Consider the following 22,398-nt stretch of genomic DNA (forward strand, 5'->3'; position numbering starts at 1 on the left):
GTTTTGGTTGGCACCAAATTTAAATAAATGTGCCTAATTTTCAAATTTGAGGCGTTTTTGAGCCTTTTCGGTTAAAAAATAGGTTTAAACTGTTTAAACCATGATTCTGAACTTGAAACCAGAATGAGTACTCTGTTTGTCAAAGAAAAGTTACATAAGTATCTGGCTAATTTTTTCTTTTTTCCCAAAAATGCCATTTAAACCTCCAGTATGTAAAGCTAATATCTGATCATTTTCCTTGAAATAGTTTTGTTGCTGCAAGTCATAAATTGCGTACATCATTTTTGCGGTATATACAGGATCTATCAATAAACCTGTTTCTTGGATAAAATCTTTCATGAATGTGAGCAATTCTGTGGTGGTTTTGGCATAGCCTCCAAAATGGTAATCAGTATGAATATGCAAACCGGTTAAATTTTCATGGTATTTGGCAATCTCATCTTTGATAAAATCTCCACCTTTTAAAACTGGTATAACATGCAATTGGGTGTTGGGGTGGTATTGCTGTAGGCCTCTTAACAAACCTGAGGCAGTTGTTCCGGTTCCAGCGGCACAAAACAGATGTGTATAAGGTTGAGGTAATTCTGCAATAATTTCTGCACAGCCTTTGGTTGCCAGCAAGCCTGCTCCGCCTTCATCAATGAAATAAGCATCCTTATCTTTTTCAAAATGAAGTGTAAATAAGGCCTGTTTGTTGAGGTAAGATCCGCGGCTTATAAAAATGAGCCGCATACCAAAAAGCTTGCATAATAACAGTGTTTCGTTTTCAACCTGATCGCCACGTACAAAAGCAGTTGATTTAAAACCAAAACGTGAGGCTGCGGCAGCCGTGGCGAGGAGGTGGTTGGAGTACGCTCCACCAAAAGTTACCAAATGCTTTTTTTGTTGGTTTGATGCATCTTCTAAAACATATTTCAACTTACGCCATTTATTGCCTGATATGTAGGGGTCTATCAGATCGTCTCGTTTAACATCGATATTCTGATAGTTTTTAAACCTGATTTGTTGAATGGGACTGTAAATGTTCATATGATGGGTTAAACTTTGCAAAGTTATTTAATGTTTTAAATACTGGATCATGCTGAATTTATTTAAAAAGGTCTTTATTTTAATGAGACCTATTACGTGATGATGATAGTCACCCTGAACTCGTTTCAGGGTCTTTGTGCTCTTCTATTTAGACGCTGAAACAAGTTCAGCATGACGACTATGTAAGTATGACGGTCAGGATATAAAAAACAAAAAGCTACTCTTAGAGTAGCTTTTTGCAATCAATATATTCAGTGATTAAACGTTAAATCTGAAATGCATAATATCTCCATCTTCAACAACGTAGCTTTTACCTTCAACGCCAAGTTTACCCGCTTCTTTGCAGGCATTCTCAGAACCATAAGTAATAAAATCATTGTATTTGATCACCTCTGCACGGATAAAACCACGTTCAAAATCGGTATGTATTACTCCGGCAGCTTGTGGCGCGGTAAAACCTTTTGTAATAGTCCATGCTCTTACTTCTTGTACACCAGCAGTAAAATAAGTATACAGATCTAACAAAGTATAGGCCGCCCTGATTAATTTGTTCACACCTGATTCGTCTAAGCCTAAGTCAGCTAAGAACATCTGGCGTTCTTCATAGCTTTCCAGTTCAGCAATTTCTGATTCGATTTTGGCAGAAATAACCAATACTTCTGCTTTTTCATCAGCTACTGCTTCTTTTACCTGTTCTACATATTTATTTCCACTAATTACCGATGCTTCGTCAACATTACATACATACATTACCGGTTTTTGGGTTAGCAAACCTAAACCTTCGATCAGTTCAAAATCCTCGGATTCTAAAACTGCGGTACGTACAGATTTACCCGTTTCAAGATGAGTTTTGATAGCACTTAGAACATCAAACTCTTTCTTGGCATCTTTATCATTCTTGGCCTGTTTTTCTACTTTTTGTATGCGCTTTACAACTGTATCAAGATCCTTTAGCTGTAATTCGGTATCAATAATCTCTTTATCTCTTATGGGATCAACCGAACCATCAACATGAATAATATTTCCATCATCAAAGCAACGCAATACGTGAATAATAGCATTGGTAGCCCTGATGTTTCCTAAAAACTGGTTACCCAATCCTTCACCTTTTGAAGCGCCTTTTACCAGACCTGCAATATCTACAATTTCTATGGTGTTAGGAACCAAGCGCTGTGGTTTAACCAATTCTGCTAACTTGTTCAGTCTTTCATCAGGTACGGTTATTACACCTACGTTAGGTTCAATTGTACAAAACGGGAAGTTGGCCGATTGTGCTTTTGCATTTGATAAACAGTTAAATAGGGTAGATTTACCTACGTTTGGTAAACCTACGATACCACATTGTAATGCCATTTATATTAGATTTTCTTATTACTTGGATAAATTAGGCGGCAAAGATATTAATTTTTAAGGCCTTTACATAGTAGTTTGTACAGAGATAAATTATTATTAGTTTCGCCTTAGGTAAAATAGAAAAATAAATATGGATAATCAAACAGACGAAAAACAAGAGCAGGGTTTTCCGCAACTTATCGTAACAGAAGATATGCGCAGTTATATTTATGATATGGCTAAATGGGCTAATTTTTTAGCTATTGTAGGCTTTTTTGTGTCGGCTTTGTTGGTACTTACAGCGATGGGTATGAGCGCTGCAATGACAGCTAATCCCGAACTGGGTAAGTTAATGGGACCAATGGGAGGGGTAGGTGCCTCTGTTTTTGGCATCATGTTCTTTGTACAGGCTGTTATTGTTTTTGTACCCAGTTTATTATTGGTACAGTATGCTGGCAAAGCTAAGAACGGAGTATTATATGGTAATCAAGAAAGTCTTTCTGATGCTTTCTCGAGATTAAAAACCTTATTCAGATTTTGGGGAATACTCACTATTGTGATCATTGTTTTTTACATTTTTGCCATTGCATCAGGTATTTTATTGGGAGCGAGATAGCTTTTTAGCTTTCCCGCTCTAATATTTGCTGTACCAGCAGCCTAAAGTTCTGTTTCCGCTCATCAGCAACGCTCAATTTATTAAGTGCATGGTTTGCCCTATTTAAAAAAGTTTCCATCTGTGTGGTAGCCAGTTCTTTGATCTGATATTGATCGTAAAGGGCTGTAACCTGACTGATCTTATTATTTTCATCCTGATTGGTGCTCATTAAACAAGCGGTTTCGTATTGATTTGCCAATTCTAATGCTTTGAGATGCAGGAATGTTTTTTTATTGGCTACGATGTCTCCGCCTACCTTTTTGCCAAATTTATTGGGATCAGCATATACATCGAGGATATCGTCTTGTAATTGGAAAGCTATACCTAAATTTTCGCCAAATTGGTAGAGTAGTTCGGCGTTTTCATCTGATGAACCACCTACAATAGCACCCAGTTTCATTGCGCCACCTAACAGAACTGCTGTTTTCTTGCGAATCATTTCTATGTATTCTGCAATGCTTACATCGTTACGCTGTTCAAATTCCATATCCAGTTGCTGTCCTTCGCATACGCCCTGGGCGGTCTGATTAAAAGTGTCTAAAACGGGTTTAAGTACAGATATATCAACTTTAGACAAATGTTTGTTCGATTCAACCATCATTACATCTCCGCTTAATATGGCGTTATTGCTGCCCCATTTTTCGTGTACGGTTTGTTTACCTCTGCGTAAAGGTGCATTGTCCATAATATCATCATGTACAAGAGTAAAGTTGTGGAAAGTCTCGATAGCTAAGGCTACATCAATTGCTTTTAATACATCTTCTGTAAAAAGTTCGGTTGCCATTAAAACCATGACGGGCCTGATGCGTTTTCCACCCAAACTCATGATGTATCTGATGGGTTCATACAGGTTTGCCGGATGTTTAGGGTACGGGATTTTTGTGATAGCTTCTTCTATAATATGTAGTAATTCTGCCGGTGTATGCATGGTTAAGGGTTTATCATGGTTCCAAATGCTGCTTTGCTTTCCATCAGTTTAATAAAGCTGCTTTCTAAAAAAGTTTGCTTTACTGTCTGATTGTTTTTCCAGAAATCAGCATTATAAGTTATCGAATTAATGGTTTTACTATCTGTTGTATTTTTAACCACCTCATTAAATTGCTGTGTCTTTAGTTCATCATTAAGCTGATATACCAAAAGCATTGAACTTGCGCTTACATTTAAATCGGTATTTTTAATTTTTAGCGGCAAAAATAGCTTTGTTGAAACACTTTCTAAAATGGAAATAGCAGAAGAGGTTTTTTTAAAGGTAGCAATAGTACTTAGCTGAGGGGCCTTATGGCTCACTGAACGATCAAATTTCATAGGAATATGATAAATCTGATTTTCTACACGATAGATCAAAAAATCTTCTAAATCAATGTAAAATATACTATTACCATAAAACTCATTCTTTTTGGGTGATTTCAATATGCAACTGATTACAGCTATAGACCGATCATCTTTTTCAATATAATGAATAAGCTTAACATGGTAATCAGATATAGAATTTAAGGATATAAATTTTCCCGGTTTTTCAGTAAACAGATATCCTGCCAGCGAAAAAGTTAAATAAGAAAGATTGTCAAAAGCAAAATTTACATCCTGATTTTCTTGAGCAAAGCGTGTTTGTCTGGCTATCCATCCTTGTATTTTCTGAGGATTGAAATCTATATCATAAAACAGCTCGTAAATTTGAAAAGGCTTGTTGTTTAAAGAAGTAAGCTGTCTGTAAAATGCGCTTCCATAATGATGAAAAGCTACATTTTTTGCAGCTTTTTCTAAAGCGTTTTTTAAAAACTGTTCTGCGGAAACAGTCTTTACAGTAACTTCTTTTAAGGTAATACGAGCAGGAACAAGTTTCACAACCAATTCGTCCGCATAATCTTTAATCAACGTATCAAGGCTTTGGTAGTTTACATGGCTAAATCTTAGCTTACCGCTCTTGCTTACATCTTTTAATTCGAACTCTCCATTGTTGTTGGTTATTGTAAACGCATTACTTCCTGTAATGCCTACCGAAACAAAGGGGATCCCATTATAATCAGGATCTCTAACTTTACCACGAATGGTCTGTGCAGATGTATTGAGATAAAAGAAACAGCAAAGAATAAAGATGTAAAACCTCATTAATCAAATTTAGAGATCAGCGTAAAATCTATCTGTCGCTTTGTAAGATCCACTTTTTTTACTTTAATGCTTACTTCATCCCCTAACTGGTATTTGTGTTTTTTGCGTTGACCTATAATACAGAAATTCTTTTCGTCCAAAACATAAAAATCGTCGGTAATATCACGTAAACGCACCATGCCCTCGCACTTATTTTCTATAATTTCTACATACATGCCCCATTCGGTAACACCAGATATAATTCCAGTATAAATCCTGCCTACATTATCTTCAAGATATTCGGCCTGTTTATATTTTACAGATGCTCTTTCGGCATCGGCAGCCTTTTTCTCCATTGCTGAAGAGTGCTCACTGGCTTTTTCATATTCTTCTGCACTGGCCGATTTTCCACCTTCCAGGTACTGTGCCAGTAAACGATGTACCATAATATCGGGATAACGGCGTATAGGGGAAGTAAAATGAGTATAATAATCGAAGGCTAAACCATAATGGCTGGTTTTTTTAGTGGTATAAACAGCTTTAGCCATAGATCTAATGGCCAGTTGAGTTAATATATTCTGTTCTTTTTTACCTTCAACATCTTCCATTAAATGATTTAATGACCTTGCTATTTCTTTATCAGAACGGGTATTGATTTTATAACCAAATCTTGAAGCAAATGTGGCAAAACTATTTAAGCTTTCGGTATTAGGCGAATCGTGGGTTCTATATACAAATGTATATTGCTTTTTACCTTTACCCATTTTAGCCACATGTTCTGCAACCTTTTTATTGGCCAGCAGCATAAAATCTTCTATCAGTTTATGTGCATCTTTTCTTTCTTTTACATATACACCAATAGGTCTGCTAAACTCATCGAGCTTAAATTTAACCTCTGCGCTTTCAAAACTGATTGCGCCGTTTTTAAATTTTTCAACCCTTAAAATATGAGCCAGTTCATTTAATTTTAAGATCTCTTCTGCAAAATCGCCTGTTTTGTTTTCGATGATTTCCTGCGCTTCTTCATAAGTAAACCTTCTGTTAGAATGGATAATGGTGCGCCCAAACCATTGGTGAAGTATGTGTGCCTTTTCATTCATTTCAAAAACCGCAGAAAAGCACAATTTATCTTCATTTGGCCTTAAAGAGCACACACCGTTAGATAAATGTTCGGGCAGCATAGGTATTACTCTATCAACTAGGTACACAGAAGTTGCCCTTTGGTAAGCCTCTTTATCTAAAGCCGAGTTGGGCGTTACATAATGAGAAACATCGGCAATGTGTACACCTATTTCATAATTGCCATTTCCCAGTTTCTTGAAAGAAATGGCGTCATCAAAATCTTTGGCATCAATAGGATCGATGGTAAAAGTTATAGTGTTTCTAAAATCTTTTCTGTTGTTCAGTTCTGATTGAGCTATATTGTCTGGAATGGTATTAGCTTCGTTTTCTACTTCGGTAGGAAATGAAAGAGGAAAACCGTATTGGGCTAATATGGCATTCATTTCGGTATTGTTCTCGCCTGTGTTGCCTAAAACATACGTTATTTTCCCGATCGGATTTTTGGCGCCTTCTGGCCAGTCTGTAATGCTTGCCATTACTTTTTCGCCATTTTTTGCCCCGTTAATATCTGCCAGAGGAACAAAAATATCGTGGAGCATCTTGCGGTCGTCTGGTATAACGAAAGCAAATTTTTCTGATATTTTGGCTATACCTATAAAATCTGTTTTTGCTCTTTGTAAGATCTCAACAATTTCGCCCTCGTTTCTTCGGCCGCTTTTCTTACCAAAAACATAAACTTTAACTTTATCGCCATCTAAAGCATTACCTAATTTACGCGGAGCAATAAAAACATCTTTTTCAAATTCATCATCAGGTATTACAAAAGCAGAACCACTGGCAGTCATATCTACCGTTCCGGTAATAAAGGTTTTTTGTTCTTTAAGTTTGAATTTGCCGCGTTCAGGTCTGATGAATAAACCCTTTTCGGTTTGTTCTACCAAAACTTCAAGTATGGTTTCTACAGATGCCTTGTCGCTCAAATTTAAGCGTGAGGCAACCTGTTTGTGATTTAAGGCTATATTTCGATTTTTTTCAAAAATATCAGTTATTAACTGGGTAAGAACCTGTTTAAACTGTGCATTTTTATTTTTTGCCATAAGTGTTTTTCTGTTGTTAAGGATTTAGATGGTAGATTTTTGTGCTAATTTAAACATTAAATATGCAAGGCAGCTAAAATAACAAAGCCTGTTTAAGATTTTATTAAATTTGCTTAAACAGGCCGCTTTTGCATTAAAGGAAAATATTAATCTCTATCACCTCTGCCTTTACCATGTTTATAGGCTTTGCCATTTTTATAATGTCCATAATGGTTTCCATTATCTTTTTTGTAATAACGGTTATCTACATAACGTACCTGGCGTAAGTAAGGCTTAGGTTCGTTAATTACAATTTTACGTCCGCTGTATAAATTATAAGAATGATATCGTTTTGGTAAGCTTTTTCTGTGCACCCAGTGACCGCCCTCTAAATAGATAAAGCTTTTAGATGGTACGTAATAGTAAGTGTTAATTTCGGGCATGTAATAATACTCTACATAATCATATCCACGCGGACCCCAGTTAGGTTGTGAGCCTATATTAATATTTAGACTAACTTGAGCGTTAACGGGTTTAAAGCTACCTAGAGCTAAAACTAAACCTGCTAATAAAACTAACTTTTTCATAACAATTATAATTTGTGTGTTATTGATACAAAACCATTTTTGTGCCATAATTTATATAATTATGGTTTAGTAACCTTAATTATACATTAATAGCTATCTTTGATACCTGTAGCCGAGGCATTTTAAGTTTTTTTGGATGAGTTTATATACTACAGAAAATAACAATACTTCATTTGAGCTGGTTTCCGGATTAGAAATTCATGTCCAGTTAAACACACAGTCTAAAATATTTTCATCAGATAGCGCAGCGTTCGGTGCAAGGCCTAATGAGCATATTTCGCCTATAAGTTTGGCATTGCCTGGCACACTACCTCAATTAAATAAGGAAGTAATAGAAAAGGCAATTAGAATAGGCTTAGCCTTAAACTGTGAAATCAATCAATACAATTTCTTTGACAGGAAGAATTATTTTTATGCCGATTTGCCCAAAGGCTATCAGATTACTCAGGACAACAGACCAATTTGCAAAAATGGGTTTATACTGCTTGATTTGTCAAATGGTGTTCAAAAGCGTGTAGGTATCAATCGTATTCATCTTGAAGAAGATGCCGGTAAGAGTATGCACGATCAGGATGCGGCATACTCATTTGTTGATCTGAACAGGGCAGGAGTTCCTTTAATAGAGATCGTAACCGAACCTGATATCAGCAGTGCTGAAGAAGCTTCGGCCTTGCTTGCAGAAATCAGGCAATTGGTTCGTTTTTTAGATGTGAGTGATGGCAATATGGAAGAAGGCTCATTACGTTGTGATGCGAATATTTCGATAAGGCCATTCGGACATAAAGAATTTGGCACACGTTGCGAGGTAAAGAACCTCAATTCAATCCGTAATGTGCGGAGGGCTATTGATTTTGAGTTTGACCGGCAGGTAAAAGCTATGCAAAGTGGCGAAACCATACAGCAATGTACTTTAAATTTTGATGCAGATGAAGGTACAACTTCACCCATGCGTACCAAAGAGGAAGCCAATGATTACCGTTATTTTCCAGATCCGGATTTAGCACCTGTGGTAATTTCAGATGAATGGCTGAGTAAAATAAAAGGGGCCATGCCTGAGCTGCCTCGTCATATTGCCAATGAACTGGTACAGAAATACGGGTTAAATCTTTCTGAAGCAATGTTAATAGCAGAAGATAAAGCACTATATAGTTACTTTAATAAGGCCAGGCATATTGTTAAAAATGAAAAAAGTCTGATCAATTGGCTTATCGGTAATTTAAGAGCAGTACTTAATACTCAGCAATGCGATATTAACACTTATCCTGTATCTCCGTCCAGATTTGCAGTGCTTGTTAATCTGGTAGATGATAAACAAATAAGCCAGCAAAATGCATTGCAATATTTGTTGCCTGCTTTAGAGCAGCATACAGATGAAAATGTATTCACTTTAGCAGAAAAACTTAACCTATTGATCAGCGAAGATCAAGATACTTTGTTGGCTACTATAGAAGAAGTGCTGAATAAATACGGACAACAGGTAGAGGCATATAAAAAAGGTAAAAAAGGCGTTTTAGGATTATTTGTAGGCGAAGTAATGAAAGCCTCAAAAGGTAAGGCCGACGCAAAAAAAGTTAACGATATAATTTTAGAAAAATTGAAGTAATGAACAAAAAAATTGGATTAGCATTAGTTGCAGCAACGTTTCTGTTTGCCTGTAAAGACAAAACTAAATTCATCATCGATGGGAAATTTGAAAATCCCGGTGCAGAAAAAAAAGTGTACCTGTACGGTATGGAAAATAACGGTATGAACGTGATAGATTCAACCACCTTATCAGAAAAAGGTGAATTTACCTTTTCACGTTCTGCTCCTGAAAGTGATTTTTATAGGGTAAATTTTGGTACAAATGAATATATCATTCTGGCTAAAAATGGTGAAGTGGTTAAATTAACGGCTGATATCAATGATAAAAATCATAGCTATAAAATTACAGGAGCAGAAGATGCTGATAAGCTTACAGAGTTTAATGCACTGAAATTTAAATATCAGACTAAGATAGAAGATATCAAGGCCGACTTTGAAAAAAGGGTTGGAGAAGCACCTGACAAAAGGGAACAGATTATTCAGGAGCTTACACCTGTTTTTACCAAAGCTCTAAATGAGCTTAACCAGCAAATGATCAATTTTGCCAATAGTAACACCAGTTCACTGGTTAGTTTTTATGCCATCAGCTTAATTAATCCGGCGGGTAATGAAAAAGCTATGGTAGATTATGCAGCTAAAGTAGATCCAAAATTGAAGAAAAACCCAATGGTAGCCAATTTTGTGAGTAAAGTAGAAAAACTGAAAGCTGTTCAGGTAGGTGAAACTGCGCCTGATTTTAGTATTCCATCCATAGATGGTAAAACTATTAAGTTATCAGATTACAGGGGTAAATATTTGCTGATTGATTTCTGGGCTTCGTGGTGTGGGCCATGTCGCGAAGAGAACCCTAATGTAGTAAAAGCCTACCATAAATTTAAAGACAAGAATTTTACCATTCTTGGAATTTCTTTAGATAAAGATAAACAGGCATGGCAAGGTGCTATTAAACAAGATGGTTTAGTCTGGGATCATGCAGGTGAACTTAAAGACTTTGAAGGAGAAGTAGTAAGGTTATACCAGATAGAAGCTATACCGAGCTCGTTCTTGTTGGATCCTAATGGTAAAATCGTTGCCAGAGACCTTAGGGGCGAAGAACTGGATCAGTTTTTAAGCAAAACCTTAAAGTAATTTTTCGTAAATGTTAAGTTAATCTGGGTTATTAACAATTTATTAACTTTGAATTAATCAAATGTTGCAATTGTATACTTACTTTCGTAACAAATAAAACAACGATGAGTACAGCTAAGCAGAAGATATTAATTGTTGATGACGAGCCGGATATTCTTGAACTGATAGAATACAATCTCAAAAAAGAAGGCTATCAGGTGTTTTTGGCTAGTAATGGTCAGGAAGGGATTAACGTAGCGAAAAAAGTTCAGCCCGATCTGATTATATTAGATATCATGATGCCTAAAATGGATGGTATAGAAGCTTGTCGTTTAATGAGGGCTATTCCTGAGTTTAAAAATACTTTTATGGTGTTTTTAACAGCCAGAAGCGAAGAGTATTCTGAAATAGCGGGTTTTAATGTTGGAGCAGATGATTACATTGCCAAGCCCATTAAACCAAGAGCTTTAGTAAGTCGCATTAATGCTATTTTGCGTCGCAATGCAAGCAATGACGAAGTTTCTGAAAATAAATTAGAAATAGGAGATCTGGTGATCGACAGAGAAGCATATCTGGTTTACCAAAATGGGGAAAAAGTAATCTTGGCTAAAAAAGAATTTGAATTGCTTTATCTGCTAGCTTCTAAACCTGGCAAAGTTTATACCCGTGAATCGATATTGAAAAACATCTGGGAAGATTCGGTAGTGGTTACCAACAGAACCATTGATGTACACATCAGAAAATTAAGAGAAAAACTAGGCGAAAACTATGTTTCTACTGTAAAAGGAGTAGGATACAAGTTTGAACTATCTTAAAATTGATTAAAATTTTATAGTAAAGCCATTCTTGATAGAGTGGCTTTTTTTATGAATTCAAGACTCTATATGACTCTAAAACTAAAATAATTAGAAAAAAACGACAATTCACACCCTAACGAATGCGAAATTTGCAGTTTCAAAAACACAGGCAAATGAAAAGAGTTGTAGTTACCGGTTTAGGAACCATTAATCCCTTAGGTCATAACATAGCAGATTTCTGGAATAATATTATATCTGGGAAGAGCGCAGGTGAACATGTTACACGTTTCGATGTATCACGTTTTCGTTCGCAGATGGCTTGCGAAGTTAAAGACTTTAATCCTGCCGAGCATTTAGATAGAAACGAAATTAAGCGTACTGATTTATTTACTCAATATGCTCTGTATGCTGCTTCGCAGGCGATGGAAGATTCAGGAATAGATTTAAGTACGATTGACCCTTTCGATTTCGGCGTAATCTGGGGAAGCGGGCAGGGTGGAATGCAAACTTTTGAAACAGAAGTAGAAAATTATGTAAAGGGCGACTATAATCCACGTTTTAGCCCTTTCTTCATACCAAAACTATTGGTAAATATGGCTTCGGGTTTAATTTCAATGAAGTTTGGCTTACAGGGTATAAACTATACGCCTGTATCGGCTTGCGCTACGGGTAACAATGCCATTATGGATGCTTTTAACTACATCAAAATGGGCAAGGCAAAGTTATTTGTTACCGGAGGTTCAGAAGCCGGAATTACACCTGCATCTTTTGGTGGTTTCGCAGCTTTAAAGGCTATGTCGCATAGAAATGATGATCCGCAAACTGCAAGCAGACCATTCGATAAAAACCGAGATGGCTTTGTAATGGGAGAAGGTGCAGGGGCATTGATTTTAGAAGAATATGAGCATGCGAAAGCTCGTGGGGCTAAAATCTATGCTGAAGTTGTTGGAGCTGCCATGACTGCCGATGCTTATCATATTACTTCGCCACACCCTGAAGGAATTGGAGCTGCTAAAGCAATGGCTTTGGCTTTAGAAGAAGGAGGTGTTAAACCAGAAGAATTAGACTATCTAAATCTTCATGCTACTTCTACACCAGTTGGAGATCTTGCAGAAATTAATGCAGCTAATTTAGTTTTTGGTGCTTCAAAAAAATTGCATATCAGTTCTACCAAATCTATGACTGGGCACTTGTTAGGCGCAGCAGCAGCGATAGAGGCAATCATTGCCATTAAGAGCATTAATGATAATGTTGTACCTCCAACTATTAATGTTTCAGAACCTGATCCTGAAATACCAGCAGGTATGCAACTGGTATTTAATAAAGCACTGCATAAAGAAGTAAAAACCGCTATGAGCAATGCTTTTGGTTTTGGCGGCCATAACAGTACCGTTGTTTTTAAAGAGCTGGTTTAAAACCAAAAATATCAGTATAAAAAAAGCCGTTAGCGAATTTAACACGCTAACGGCTATCGTAAGATTCTTAATAAACTGAACCTATTAAGGCTATAAATTATATTTTGTCTTAATCTCGTTTGAGATTTCTTCGGTTTTTGCAATAATTACCTCAGGAACATCTACATTATTGACCACTATGATTTCACAGGTATCTTTAAAAGGAGCTAAATATTGTTTGTAAGCAGGTACAACATGATTATGCCATTTGTACAATACATCGTCTTCAGGATAGCCTCGTTCTAAACCATCACGTTTAATTCTGCGTTGTAGCGCTACTTCTTCGTCTGCTTCAATAAATATTCTGGTATCTAACAGGTCAGAGATTTCTTTAAAATGTAAGATAAACAAGCCTTCAACAATTAAAATGGGAGCAGGACTAATCTCTAATATTTTAGTTACTGCCAAAGGATTATTAAAATTATATTCCTTTTTGTAAACAGTTTCGCCATTGATGAGTTTTTTAATATCTAGCAGAAATTGCTGGTCATCAATAGTACTCGGCAAGTCAAAATTGTATAATTTATTTTCTTCCTGGGTCATTTCTCCAGCTGGAATATAATAATCATCCTGCGAAACCAAGGTCACCTCATCGGTTTTAAAATGGTGAAGAAAAGTATTTAAAAAGAAGGTTTTGCCTGATCCGCTTCCACCGGCAATACCAATTATTAAAGGTTTGTTATTGGTCATTATCTTGAGGTCCGTAAGTTAAATGGCAGAAAAATCTTTTGTCTAAAGCACCAACTGCATCGGCAACGGCTTTGGTCATTACAATAATCACATCTTTGGTGGTTTCATTTTCAGTAAACTTTCCAACTACTTTTGCAAAAGTAGAACGGTTAGTCATAGGATTAGTTATTTTTATAATGGTGCCAACCGGCGCAGTTTTATGTAAGATTAACATCTTAGCAGGATCCAGGTCAGGATCAGCTATCCAAACTCCCGTACCTTTTTCTTCTACCTGATTTAATCCATAAGTAGCGGCCGATCGTTTTAACGCGGGGGTAACTAGAGTAGATGGAGAAGAATCTGTATCATTATTTTCTTCACCCTCATTTACAGCATGAGCTATTTTATCACCTTTAATGATAAGTTTCTGTCCAATTTTGAGCTCGTTATCCGTTAAATTATTAGCTTGTTTTACTTGGTAGGTGGTTAGACCATATTTAGAAGCTATGGCATAGATAGTTTCTCCGGCCTTTACAGTATGTTCAAAACTTTTTTCGTTGGTAGAAACAGGTTTGACCATAGTTGCATTTTCTGCTTCAGCTTTTTTCTGAACAGATGCAGACGGGGTTTTTTCTACCTCTGTAAAAGTTTCTTTATTGCCCGGAATTTTGATTGTTTGACCAGGTTTTAAATTATAAGAAGTTAATTTATTAAACTGGATTAGTTGGTAAGTTGTTAGATTATAACGTGCCGCTATATTATAAATCGTTTCATTATCCTTAACAGTATAGTTAAAGCTGGGTTCGTCTGTTTTGCTCTCTGTAATATTTACTGCTTTTTCAGGTATGTTTTTTGTTTTTTCAGCAGCAACGGGGTTATTTACAATACCTTCTTCTTTATTATTCTGAATTTTTAAAACTTGCCCGATTTGTAAATTACTCGAGTTTAAATTGTTTAATTTCTTAATGTCTTCTACAGTGGTGCCGTATAAACTAGATAAAAGATTAAGTGTTTCTTTAGCTTTTACGGTATGTTCAATAACATTCCCCTGTGCAGCTTCTTTAACAGTAGGAGTATTAGTGGTATTTTCTGCCGTAACATTTGCTGCAGCAATATTGGTTTTAACAAAGGGTATTTTTAAGATTTGACCTATCTGTAAATTGCTTGAAGTTAAATTGTTAAGCTGTTTAATTTCGTTGATTGTGGTGCCGTACTTCTCGGCAAGCATATTTAGGTTGTCTTTAGCTATCACAGTATGTTCAAAAAAACCGGCATTTTCAGCTGATTTTCCTGTATTTTTAGTCACTACATTAAATGCTAACTCTGTGGGTATTTTAACGATGGTTCCGATTTGCAGATTTTTGTTTTCGTTATAACTGATTACATCCTTAACATTAACATTATATTTTCTTGAGATAGAATAATAGCTTTCTTTTGGATCTACTTTGTGGATAATAACTTTTTTACCGTTGATGTTTTCTACACCGATTGAATCGACCGGGTTTGTTGCCCGAACTATGAATGTGCTAAGACAAATTGTGGCGAGAAAGATATATTTTTTAATCATTAACATTTCAATTTTTGAGCCTACAATAATACAAATAATATAGATTAACTACGTTACTTAATCAAAAACGGAAACATAAGCATGCTATTGTACGATTTTGCTTTTATTTAAAACTAAAATGACTAATATTTGTTAGTAAGCAAAGAATAAATACAAATTATGGCAGCTAAAGAAATCGATTTAACAGAAAAGCAGGTTAAGCCTGTAGTAGATATGCTAAATGAATATTTGGCAAATTATCATGTGCATTATCAAAAATTAAGAGGATGTCATTGGAATGTTAAAGGCCCGCATTTTTTTACATTACATATAAAGTTCGAAGAACTTTATACCAATGCACAACTTACTATTGATGAAATTGCGGAACGTGTGTTAACTTTAGGTAAACCACCTCACAGCCGCTTTGCTGATTACATTAAAGAATCGAGTATAAAAGAAGTGAATACCATTGGCATGAATGATATGGATATGGTAGAAGAACTGCTGAAAGACATGACCAGATTAATAGAATTTGAAAGGTCTCTGCTGGAAGAAACAGATAAAGTAGGTGATGATGGCTCAAATGATATGGTTAACCGTTTTATGCAGTTTAAAGAGAAAAATATCTGGATGCTTAAGTCTTTTTTAGGTAAAAAATAATTTTGAAATGAGCGTTCCGAAAAGGCCACAGATTTAAATCTGTGGCCTTTTTATTTAGTATAAGCGGTAATTCATATCTTTGACACATGGGGTATAAAAGTTTATCAGAATGTATAATTGATTTAGAAAAAAATGGTCATTTGATCAGAATTAAGGAAGAGGTAGATCCTTATTTAGAGATGGCCGCTATACATTTGAGTGTTTTCGAAAAGCATGGCCCTGCACTTTTATTTGAAAATGTAAAAGGATCGCCATTTAAAGCTGTATCTAATTTATTTGGTACTTTAGAACGCTCTAAATTTATGTTCAGAGACAGTTTAAAAAGTGTAGAAGAACTGGTTGCGCTACGTGCTGATCCAATGAAAGCCTTAAAACACCCTTTAAGATATGCAGGTGCCGGATTAACGGCTTTTAAGGCTTTACCACTTAAGCAATCACTTTTTAAAAATGTATTTCAAAAAACCACAATAGATCAGATTCCTCAGATTGTACACTGGCCTATGGATGGCGGAGCATTCATTACAATGCCACAGGTCTATACAGAAGACATAGATAAGCCGGGTGTAATGAACGCCAATTTGGGAATGTACAGAATTCAGTTGAGCGGTAATGAATACATACCAAATAAGGAAATAGGATTGCACTACCAGATACATAGAGGAATTGGTGTACACCAGACTAAAGCCAATGCTAAAGGAAATCCTTTAAAAGTAAGTGTTTTTGTAGGAGGTCCACCTTCACATCCCTTGGCCGCAGTAATGCCGCTTCCTGAAGGATTATCTGAACTTACTTTTGCGGGGGCCTTAGGAAATCGCAGATTCAGGTATTTTTATGATGATGAAGGCTTTTGTATATCTGCTGACGCAGATTTTGTGATAACAGGTACTGTTTACCCACATGATAATAAACCCGAAGGACCTTTTGGTGACCATCTAGGCTACTACAGTCTAACCCATCCGTTCCCGGTAATGAAAGTGCATAATGTTTACCATAAAAAGGATGCTATTTGGTCTTTTACGGTAGTAGGCAGGCCGCCCCAAGAAGATACCAGCTTTGGTGCCCTGATACATGAGATAACCGGAGCAGCCATGCCTCAGGAAATAGCGGGCTTAAAAGAAGTAAATGCGGTAGATGCTGCCGGGGTACATCCTTTGTTATTTGCAATAGGAAGCGAACGTTATACGCCATATCTAAAAGAACTTAAACCGCAGGAAATTTTAACTATAGCCAATCAGATATTAGGTAAAAATCAGCTAAGTTTAGCTAAATATCTGTTAATTGCCGCCAGACAAGACAATGAGCAACTGAGCACCCAAAATATAGCAAGTTTCTTACAGCATATACTTGAACGTATTGATTTTAGTAAAGATCTGCATTTCTATACCAATACTACTATTGATACGCTTGATTATTCAGGAGAGGGCTTAAATATGGGTTCTAAGGTGGTATGGGCAGCAGCAGGAGAGAAGAAAAGAGAATTAGAGAAAGAACTGCCAGATCATTTTAAATTGGACACGGTTAGAGCTGCCGCTGTAGCTATGCCGGGTGTGTTAGTTTTGCAACCGGAAGTCTACAAAGAAGCTGCGGAAGAGAAAAAGAGAATAGGCGCTTTAAAAGAAGAATTGAAAAAATTTGATTTGAGAGGATTTCCCCTAATTGTGTTATGTGATGATGCACATTTTACAGCTGCCAATATCAATAATTTGGTTTGGGTTACTTTTACCAGAAGTAATCCTGCGACAGATATAGATGGAGTTCATGATTTTATAGAGAATAAACATTGGGGTTGTAATGGGAGTTTGATTATAGATGCACGAAAAAAACCGCACCATGCACCTGAACTGGTTAAAGATGAGTTAGTTGAGAAACGTATAAAGCGTTTAATGGAGCCAGGTGGTTCATTGTATGGTATACTATAAAACAAAGAGGGTTGAGCATTGCTCAACCCTCTTTGTTTATCTGGAATATGCTGCTTAGAATTTTATACCAAAAGTAAGAAACACATTGTTATTGGTAGTCTTTAGGTTTGCCACAGGCTCATTACCGTTGTTTAAAGTATAAGGGATATTGGTTCCGTTACTTTCAACGCGTTGGTAAGCAAGATCAAAATAATAATTGTTAATTCTGTAACCTAAACCTCCGCTGTAAAATTTGGTGTCAAAATCGTTGTTACTGTCATTTTTATAAGGTGAACCATTTATACCAAAACCAGCTCTGATGCTTAAGTTATCAACAGCTTTAAGTTCTGCACCAATACGGTAATTTATAGCACTGGTATAACTGTTTTTTACAGTAGCATTACTGCCTGTAATTTCTTCATAAGTTCTGCCATCGTTAGAAGAGAAGCGAATGCTTGAATAATCTACAAAATCAACATCTGCAGAGATTAAACCTTTGTTACCTATTACATAACTTGCACCCAAAGATCCTTTTAAAGGTGTTCTTAGGTTATATCTGAAATCATATATCTGAGCTTTATTGGTAATCACATCATTAGAAATTTTATTGTCAATTTTTTCAGAGTAACTATCGTCTATTACAAACCAGGTTGGGGTTTGCAGCGTGGCACCAATTCTAAAGTTACTTACAGGTCTGAAAATCAATCCTAAACGGGCATTGATACCTGAACCTTTGGTTTCTTGGTTTTGTATGTAGCTCAATCTGTAATTTTCCCTTGGTCCATAGCCATCAACAGGGTCGTAAGTGTTCAGACTTCCGGCTTCAATAAATTCAGCATCGCTGGTATATCGCAGATTAATAAGGCCTACATTTGCGCCAATATAAAACTGGTTAGAAAAATTTAAGGCTCCTGCAATATTAAATTCAGAAACAGAACCCGATCTTGTTTCATTTTTCTGCTGGTTGTTTGCCGAAAATGCATTTCCCGCACTCGATGCAGTGTACATATTGGCATTTCCCGGTGTATTAAAATTAATCAGATAACTATCAAACGCCATTCCTTCCAATGAATTTTTAGAAATGGTAAAATTATTAGGATCTTTATATCGGTTAGCCAGATCAGCAAAAAAATGCCTGATAGAATTATTGGTATTCTGGCCTGCATAACTCGATTCTAAAGCATAATCGTTATTTCTTGCATAACCCAGTCCGAAAACGGAACTGATCAGTCCTTTTTTAGTATCTTCCCCTTTTTTCTTATACGAAGGTGCATACAATACTACACCTAATTGGTTCAAATTCAGCGTTCCTTTGTTCGTTCTGCTCTTTGTGCCTAAGTAATTGCCCTCAACCCCAGTCTGGTTAAATTCAGGAGTTAAAGAGAATTCAGACCGCGTAAATAATCCTAATCCGGCTGGGTTTCCACTCAGAGAGCTCATATCGCCACCTACACCAATCTGTGCATTACCCATTGCTTTAAAACGGGCAGTGCTACCATAATTTAATTGCGAGAAGCGTAAGCCATCGCTCCCATATTGTGCATATACGCCACTTGCAGAGGCTACCAAGCCTATTACAAGCATAGAAAATATCTTGTTCATGTGTGTTTATTGATTACGTTAATAGATTATCTGCCCCCACCTCTTGATGGTCTACCTCCGCCACCACCTGTAGACGAACCGCTGCTACTGCTACCACTACTTGTTGAGCCTCCTGTGCGTTCACTACTGCTACTGCTTGGTGGAGGAGTATAAGTAGGACGATCAGGCGTATAAGAAGGTCTGGTCTCAGGACCTCTGCTTGGTCTGCTCTGTGTATTTCTATTGGTTGAAGTACCGTTTGTAGTAGGGTTATACGCTTCAGGTCTTCCACCGGTACGTCCGTAGTTTCCATTATCTACAATACCACCAGTTCGGCCTCCTGCTCCACCGGTTCTGTCAATAACAGTTCCGTTTGGTCTGTAACCTATTCCGTTGTCTCCGCCACGTCCGGGTCTTGCCCTGTAGTTTTCGTTATTTCTTACGATAACACCACCGCCCCAATAGCCACCGCCTCCCCAATAACCGTTACCCCAGTAACCACCTCCCCAGCCGTATCCTCCATACCATGGGTTGTAATAAGAATAAGGGCCCCAGGTGCTCCAGTAATACGGTGAACCATAATATCTCCAATTGTAATAAGGAGAGTACCAGCTATAGTATGGTGAATACCAAGGATCATACATGCCGTTATAGTAACTCCTATAATATGGATCATACCATGAATTGTACCCATAATAGTTGTAATAATCATCGTAATATGATCTTAAACGATTTCCGTAATAAAAACGATCTATCCTAGAATAGTAATCCATATCATAATTCGGATCACTTGAAACATAAGTTGAGTCGTTTAATCTGCGGTACTCGTCATACTGCACAGGAGGTGCAGGCTTGTATTCTTTAGCCTGAGCTGTGCTGTTGTATACATCATCCTGCAAAGCAGCCTGCTGCGCAAGTTTAGATGTAGAGCATGAAACAGCAAATAATGCCGTAAATGCAAATACAGTAACTAATAATTGTTTAGGTTTCATATTATTGAGTTTTAAGTGTGTTCTGCTTAAATAATCACTATAAATTTATAGCTTTGCATAGCAATATACAAGAAATTTAACACAAAAAACGTTCCAATTTAATTATGAGCAAAGGCATTTCAAGTAAAAATGACGATTATTCACAATGGTATAATGACATTGTTATAAAAGCAGATTTAGCAGAACATTCTTCGGTTAAAGGTTGTATGGTAATTAAACCCTACGGCTATTCAATTTGGGAGAAAATGCAATCTGTTTTGGACTATAAATTTAAAGAAACAGGTCATCAAAATGCTTATTTTCCCTTATTTATACCCAAATCGTATTTTTCCAAAGAAGCTGCTCACGTAGATGGTTTTGCTACAGAATGCGCTGTAGTAACACATTACCGTTTAAAAAACGATGGAAATGGAAATATTATTGTGGATGAAGAAGCTAAATTAGAAGAAGAATTGATCGTTCGCCCTACTTCTGAGACCATTATTTGGAACACCTATAAAGGCTGGATACAATCTTATCGTGATTTGCCATTATTGATTAACCAATGGGCTAATGTGGTGCGTTGGGAAATGCGTACCCGTTTATTTTTACGTACTACAGAATTTTTATGGCAGGAAGGTCATACTGCTCATGCTACAAAAGAAGAAGCTATTGAAGAAACGGAGAAAATGCTGCATGTTTATGCAGATTTTGTAGAAAACTGGATGGCTGTGCCGGTAGTAAGAGGAAGAAAAACTGAAAATGAGCGTTTTGCAGGAGCTTTAGATACATATTGCATTGAAGCATTGATGCAGGATGGAAAAGCTTTACAGGCAGGTACATCGCACTTTTTAGGACAGAATTTTGCTAAGGCATTTGATGTTAAATTTACCAGTAAAGAAGGTAAACTGGAACATGTATGGGCAACTTCATGGGGCGTTTCAACCCGTTTAATGGGGGCTTTAATTATGGCGCATAGTGATGACAATGGCCTGGTTCTTCCTCCTAAATTGGCACCTACACAAGTGGTTATCGTACCTATACATAAAGGACAGGAAGAGTTGGATAAGATTACCAATTTTGTAGATGAACTGATGCCTCAGCTTAAAGCTTTGGGCATATCTGTAAAATATGACGATAGAGACAGTCAGCGTCCTGGGTTTAAGTTTGCTGAATATGAACTTAAGGGAGTTCCCGTACGTATCGCTATAGGTGCACGAGATATGGAAAATCAAACGGTTGAAATTGCCAGGAGAGACACAAAAGAAAAAAACACAGTTGCTCAGAAAGGCCTGGCAATGTATATTGCTGATCTGTTAAATAACATTCAGACCAGTATGTTTGAAAAAGCATTGAAATTTAGAGACGAGCATATTACTGAAGCGAACAGTTACGAAGAGTTTAAGGAACTTTTAGAGACCAAAACCGGTTTTATTGCTGCTCATTGGGATGGAACCGTAGAAACAGAAAAACGTATTAAAGAAGAAACTAAAGCTACGATAAGATGTATTCCTTTAAACAATAAATTGGAAGATGGTGTTTGTATCTTAACAGGTAAGCCTTCTAAACAACGCGTATTATTTGCTAAGGCCTATTAATTATGGAAGAAGAAAACAATAATTACAGTCAGATACTTGAAAAGTTAGAAAGCAAGGCTTCAATTAAGCAACAGATATATAGAAATACAGTTGAAGTTTTTGCACTTGCAAAAAAAGTGCTTTCAAAAACAGCTTCACGTTTACATCAGGATTACTCGGTTAAAGACCCTTCTGTAGAAGTATTTTACAGAGAAACCAACCAGTTTGAAGCAGAACTCAAGTTTTCGGGCGATATGTTAATGCTTTCTATGCATAGCAATGTTTTTAACTTTGAACCCGGGCATTCTATTTTTCAGACCAGTTATGTAAAAGCAGATCCAACTCTGAGTTATTGCGGGGTAATCTATCTTCATAATTTTTTAGCTGATTCTATTAAATATAATCGATTGGCTGATGAGGGCATGTTAGTTGCACGTATTCTTGTAAATAAAGAGAAACGTTTTATAGTTGAGGGCGAGGGGGCACTTGGTTTCTTGTATGAAGTGTTTGGCGATGATGTAATCAATGAGGAAACCCTAACAGATATACTTGAAAGAGCTATTCTTTTGTGCCTAAGTAACGATCTGCAATTACCTCCTTATGCACAGGTTAAAGACGTGACCCTGCACCAGAAACAATCTATCATGGCGGCCAGTGGTTATCCTACCGGAAAAAGATTAGGCTATCAATTTAAATCAGAAACACAACAAAATAATAATCAATAA

19 protein-coding genes are annotated in these 22,398 nt (G+C 36.6%); 9 read left to right on the forward strand and 10 right to left on the reverse strand.

What is annotated here, in order from left to right:
* Positions 1–150: 150 nt before the first annotated feature.
* Together ACLHG9_RS06210 and ychF are read right to left on the reverse strand one after the other, a co-directional pair.
* The gene (locus tag ACLHG9_RS06210; protein WP_410220628.1) at positions 151–1,029 is read right to left on the reverse strand and encodes a 1-aminocyclopropane-1-carboxylate deaminase/D-cysteine desulfhydrase; all 879 of its coding nucleotides are present in this window, start codon (positions 1,027–1,029) and stop codon (positions 151–153) included.
* Between the two features lie 258 nt (positions 1,030–1,287).
* On the reverse strand, positions 1,288–2,382 hold the full coding sequence (gene ychF, locus ACLHG9_RS06215) for a redox-regulated ATPase YchF (protein ID WP_410220629.1): 1,095 nt from the start codon (positions 2,380–2,382) through the stop codon (positions 1,288–1,290).
* A 130-nt stretch (positions 2,383–2,512) separates the two neighbouring features.
* Between ychF and ACLHG9_RS06220 the strand changes: the two genes are divergently transcribed.
* Entirely contained in the window at positions 2,513–2,977 is a 465-nt protein-coding gene (locus ACLHG9_RS06220; protein ID WP_410220630.1) for a DUF5362 family protein, read from the forward strand.
* Between the two features lie 4 nt (positions 2,978–2,981).
* On the opposite strand, the gene ACLHG9_RS06225 is transcribed toward ACLHG9_RS06220, so the two are convergent.
* The 4 genes from ACLHG9_RS06225 to ACLHG9_RS06240 all read right to left on the reverse strand — a co-directional run bounded on the left by ACLHG9_RS06225 (position 2,982) and on the right by ACLHG9_RS06240 (position 7,829).
* Entirely contained in the window at positions 2,982–3,944 is a 963-nt protein-coding gene (locus tag ACLHG9_RS06225) for a polyprenyl synthetase family protein (RefSeq protein ID WP_410220631.1), read from the reverse strand.
* A 2-nt stretch (positions 3,945–3,946) separates the two neighbouring features.
* Positions 3,947–5,125 (reverse strand): carboxypeptidase-like regulatory domain-containing protein, encoded by a 1,179-nt coding sequence (locus ACLHG9_RS06230; RefSeq protein ID WP_410220632.1) that lies wholly within the window; start codon positions 5,123–5,125, stop codon positions 3,947–3,949.
* On the reverse strand, positions 5,125–7,263 hold the full coding sequence (gene rnr / locus ACLHG9_RS06235) for a ribonuclease R (RefSeq protein ID WP_410220633.1): 2,139 nt from the start codon (positions 7,261–7,263) through the stop codon (positions 5,125–5,127). Before rnr ends, ACLHG9_RS06230 begins: the two co-directional genes overlap by 1 nt.
* A 146-nt stretch (positions 7,264–7,409) precedes the next feature.
* Complete coding sequence (locus ACLHG9_RS06240; protein WP_410220634.1) at positions 7,410–7,829, reverse strand: hypothetical protein; 420 nt, start codon at positions 7,827–7,829, stop codon at positions 7,410–7,412.
* Positions 7,830–7,965: 136 nt separating this feature from the next.
* Between ACLHG9_RS06240 and gatB the strand changes: the two genes are divergently transcribed.
* The 4 genes from gatB (at position 7,966) to fabF (ending at position 12,732) form a co-directional block, all read left to right on the forward strand.
* Positions 7,966–9,432: an Asp-tRNA(Asn)/Glu-tRNA(Gln) amidotransferase subunit GatB gene (gene gatB, locus ACLHG9_RS06245; protein ID WP_410220635.1), complete on the forward strand. Its 1,467-nt coding sequence runs from the start codon at positions 7,966–7,968 to the stop codon at positions 9,430–9,432.
* Positions 9,432–10,541, forward strand: a complete 1,110-nt coding sequence (locus tag ACLHG9_RS06250; RefSeq protein WP_410220636.1) for a redoxin domain-containing protein — start codon at positions 9,432–9,434, stop codon at positions 10,539–10,541. Before gatB ends, ACLHG9_RS06250 begins: the two co-directional genes overlap by 1 nt.
* Positions 10,542–10,645: 104 nt before the next feature.
* Positions 10,646–11,335 carry a response regulator transcription factor gene (locus ACLHG9_RS06255; RefSeq protein ID WP_410220637.1) on the forward strand — a complete coding sequence of 230 codons (690 nt, stop codon included), beginning with the start codon at positions 10,646–10,648 and terminating at the stop codon, positions 11,333–11,335.
* Positions 11,336–11,490: 155 nt separating this feature from the next.
* Positions 11,491–12,732 (forward strand): beta-ketoacyl-ACP synthase II, encoded by a 1,242-nt coding sequence (gene fabF, locus ACLHG9_RS06260; protein ID WP_410220638.1) that lies wholly within the window; start codon positions 11,491–11,493, stop codon positions 12,730–12,732.
* 90 nt (positions 12,733–12,822) lie between these two features.
* On the opposite strand, the gene ACLHG9_RS06265 is transcribed toward fabF, so the two are convergent.
* Together ACLHG9_RS06265 and ACLHG9_RS06270 are read right to left on the reverse strand one after the other, a co-directional pair.
* On the reverse strand, positions 12,823–13,461 hold the full coding sequence (locus tag ACLHG9_RS06265) for a uridine kinase (protein WP_410220639.1): 639 nt from the start codon (positions 13,459–13,461) through the stop codon (positions 12,823–12,825).
* The gene (locus ACLHG9_RS06270) at positions 13,451–15,007 is read right to left on the reverse strand and encodes a LysM peptidoglycan-binding domain-containing protein (protein WP_410220640.1); all 1,557 of its coding nucleotides are present in this window, start codon (positions 15,005–15,007) and stop codon (positions 13,451–13,453) included. Before ACLHG9_RS06270 ends, ACLHG9_RS06265 begins: the two co-directional genes overlap by 11 nt.
* A 159-nt stretch (positions 15,008–15,166) precedes the next feature.
* Between ACLHG9_RS06270 and ACLHG9_RS06275 the strand changes: the two genes are divergently transcribed.
* A complete protein-coding gene (locus tag ACLHG9_RS06275; protein ID WP_410220641.1) occupies positions 15,167–15,646 on the forward strand; it encodes a Dps family protein in 480 nt (159 codons plus the stop codon).
* 86 nt (positions 15,647–15,732) lie between these two features.
* Positions 15,733–17,565: a UbiD family decarboxylase gene (locus ACLHG9_RS06280; protein ID WP_410220642.1), complete on the forward strand. Its 1,833-nt coding sequence runs from the start codon at positions 15,733–15,735 to the stop codon at positions 17,563–17,565.
* Positions 17,566–17,619: 54 nt separating this feature from the next.
* On the opposite strand, the gene ACLHG9_RS06285 is transcribed toward ACLHG9_RS06280, so the two are convergent.
* Both ACLHG9_RS06285 and ACLHG9_RS06290 read right to left on the reverse strand, forming a co-directional pair.
* A complete protein-coding gene (locus ACLHG9_RS06285) occupies positions 17,620–19,146 on the reverse strand; it encodes an OmpP1/FadL family transporter (RefSeq protein WP_410220643.1) in 1,527 nt (508 codons plus the stop codon).
* A 26-nt stretch (positions 19,147–19,172) separates the two neighbouring features.
* Positions 19,173–20,117, reverse strand: a complete 945-nt coding sequence (locus ACLHG9_RS06290; protein ID WP_410220644.1) for a hypothetical protein — start codon at positions 20,115–20,117, stop codon at positions 19,173–19,175.
* A 104-nt stretch (positions 20,118–20,221) separates the two neighbouring features.
* On the opposite strand from ACLHG9_RS06290, the gene proS reads away from it, so the two are divergent.
* Both proS and ACLHG9_RS06300 read left to right on the forward strand, forming a co-directional pair.
* A complete protein-coding gene (gene proS, locus ACLHG9_RS06295) occupies positions 20,222–21,694 on the forward strand; it encodes a proline--tRNA ligase (RefSeq protein WP_410220645.1) in 1,473 nt (490 codons plus the stop codon).
* Positions 21,695–21,696: 2 nt separating this feature from the next.
* Positions 21,697–22,398 (forward strand): hypothetical protein, encoded by a 702-nt coding sequence (locus tag ACLHG9_RS06300; protein WP_410220646.1) that lies wholly within the window; start codon positions 21,697–21,699, stop codon positions 22,396–22,398.

Origin of the sequence: Pedobacter sp. (assembly GCF_046462515.1) — a bacterium.
GTDB lineage: Bacteria > Bacteroidota > Bacteroidia > Sphingobacteriales > Sphingobacteriaceae > Pedobacter.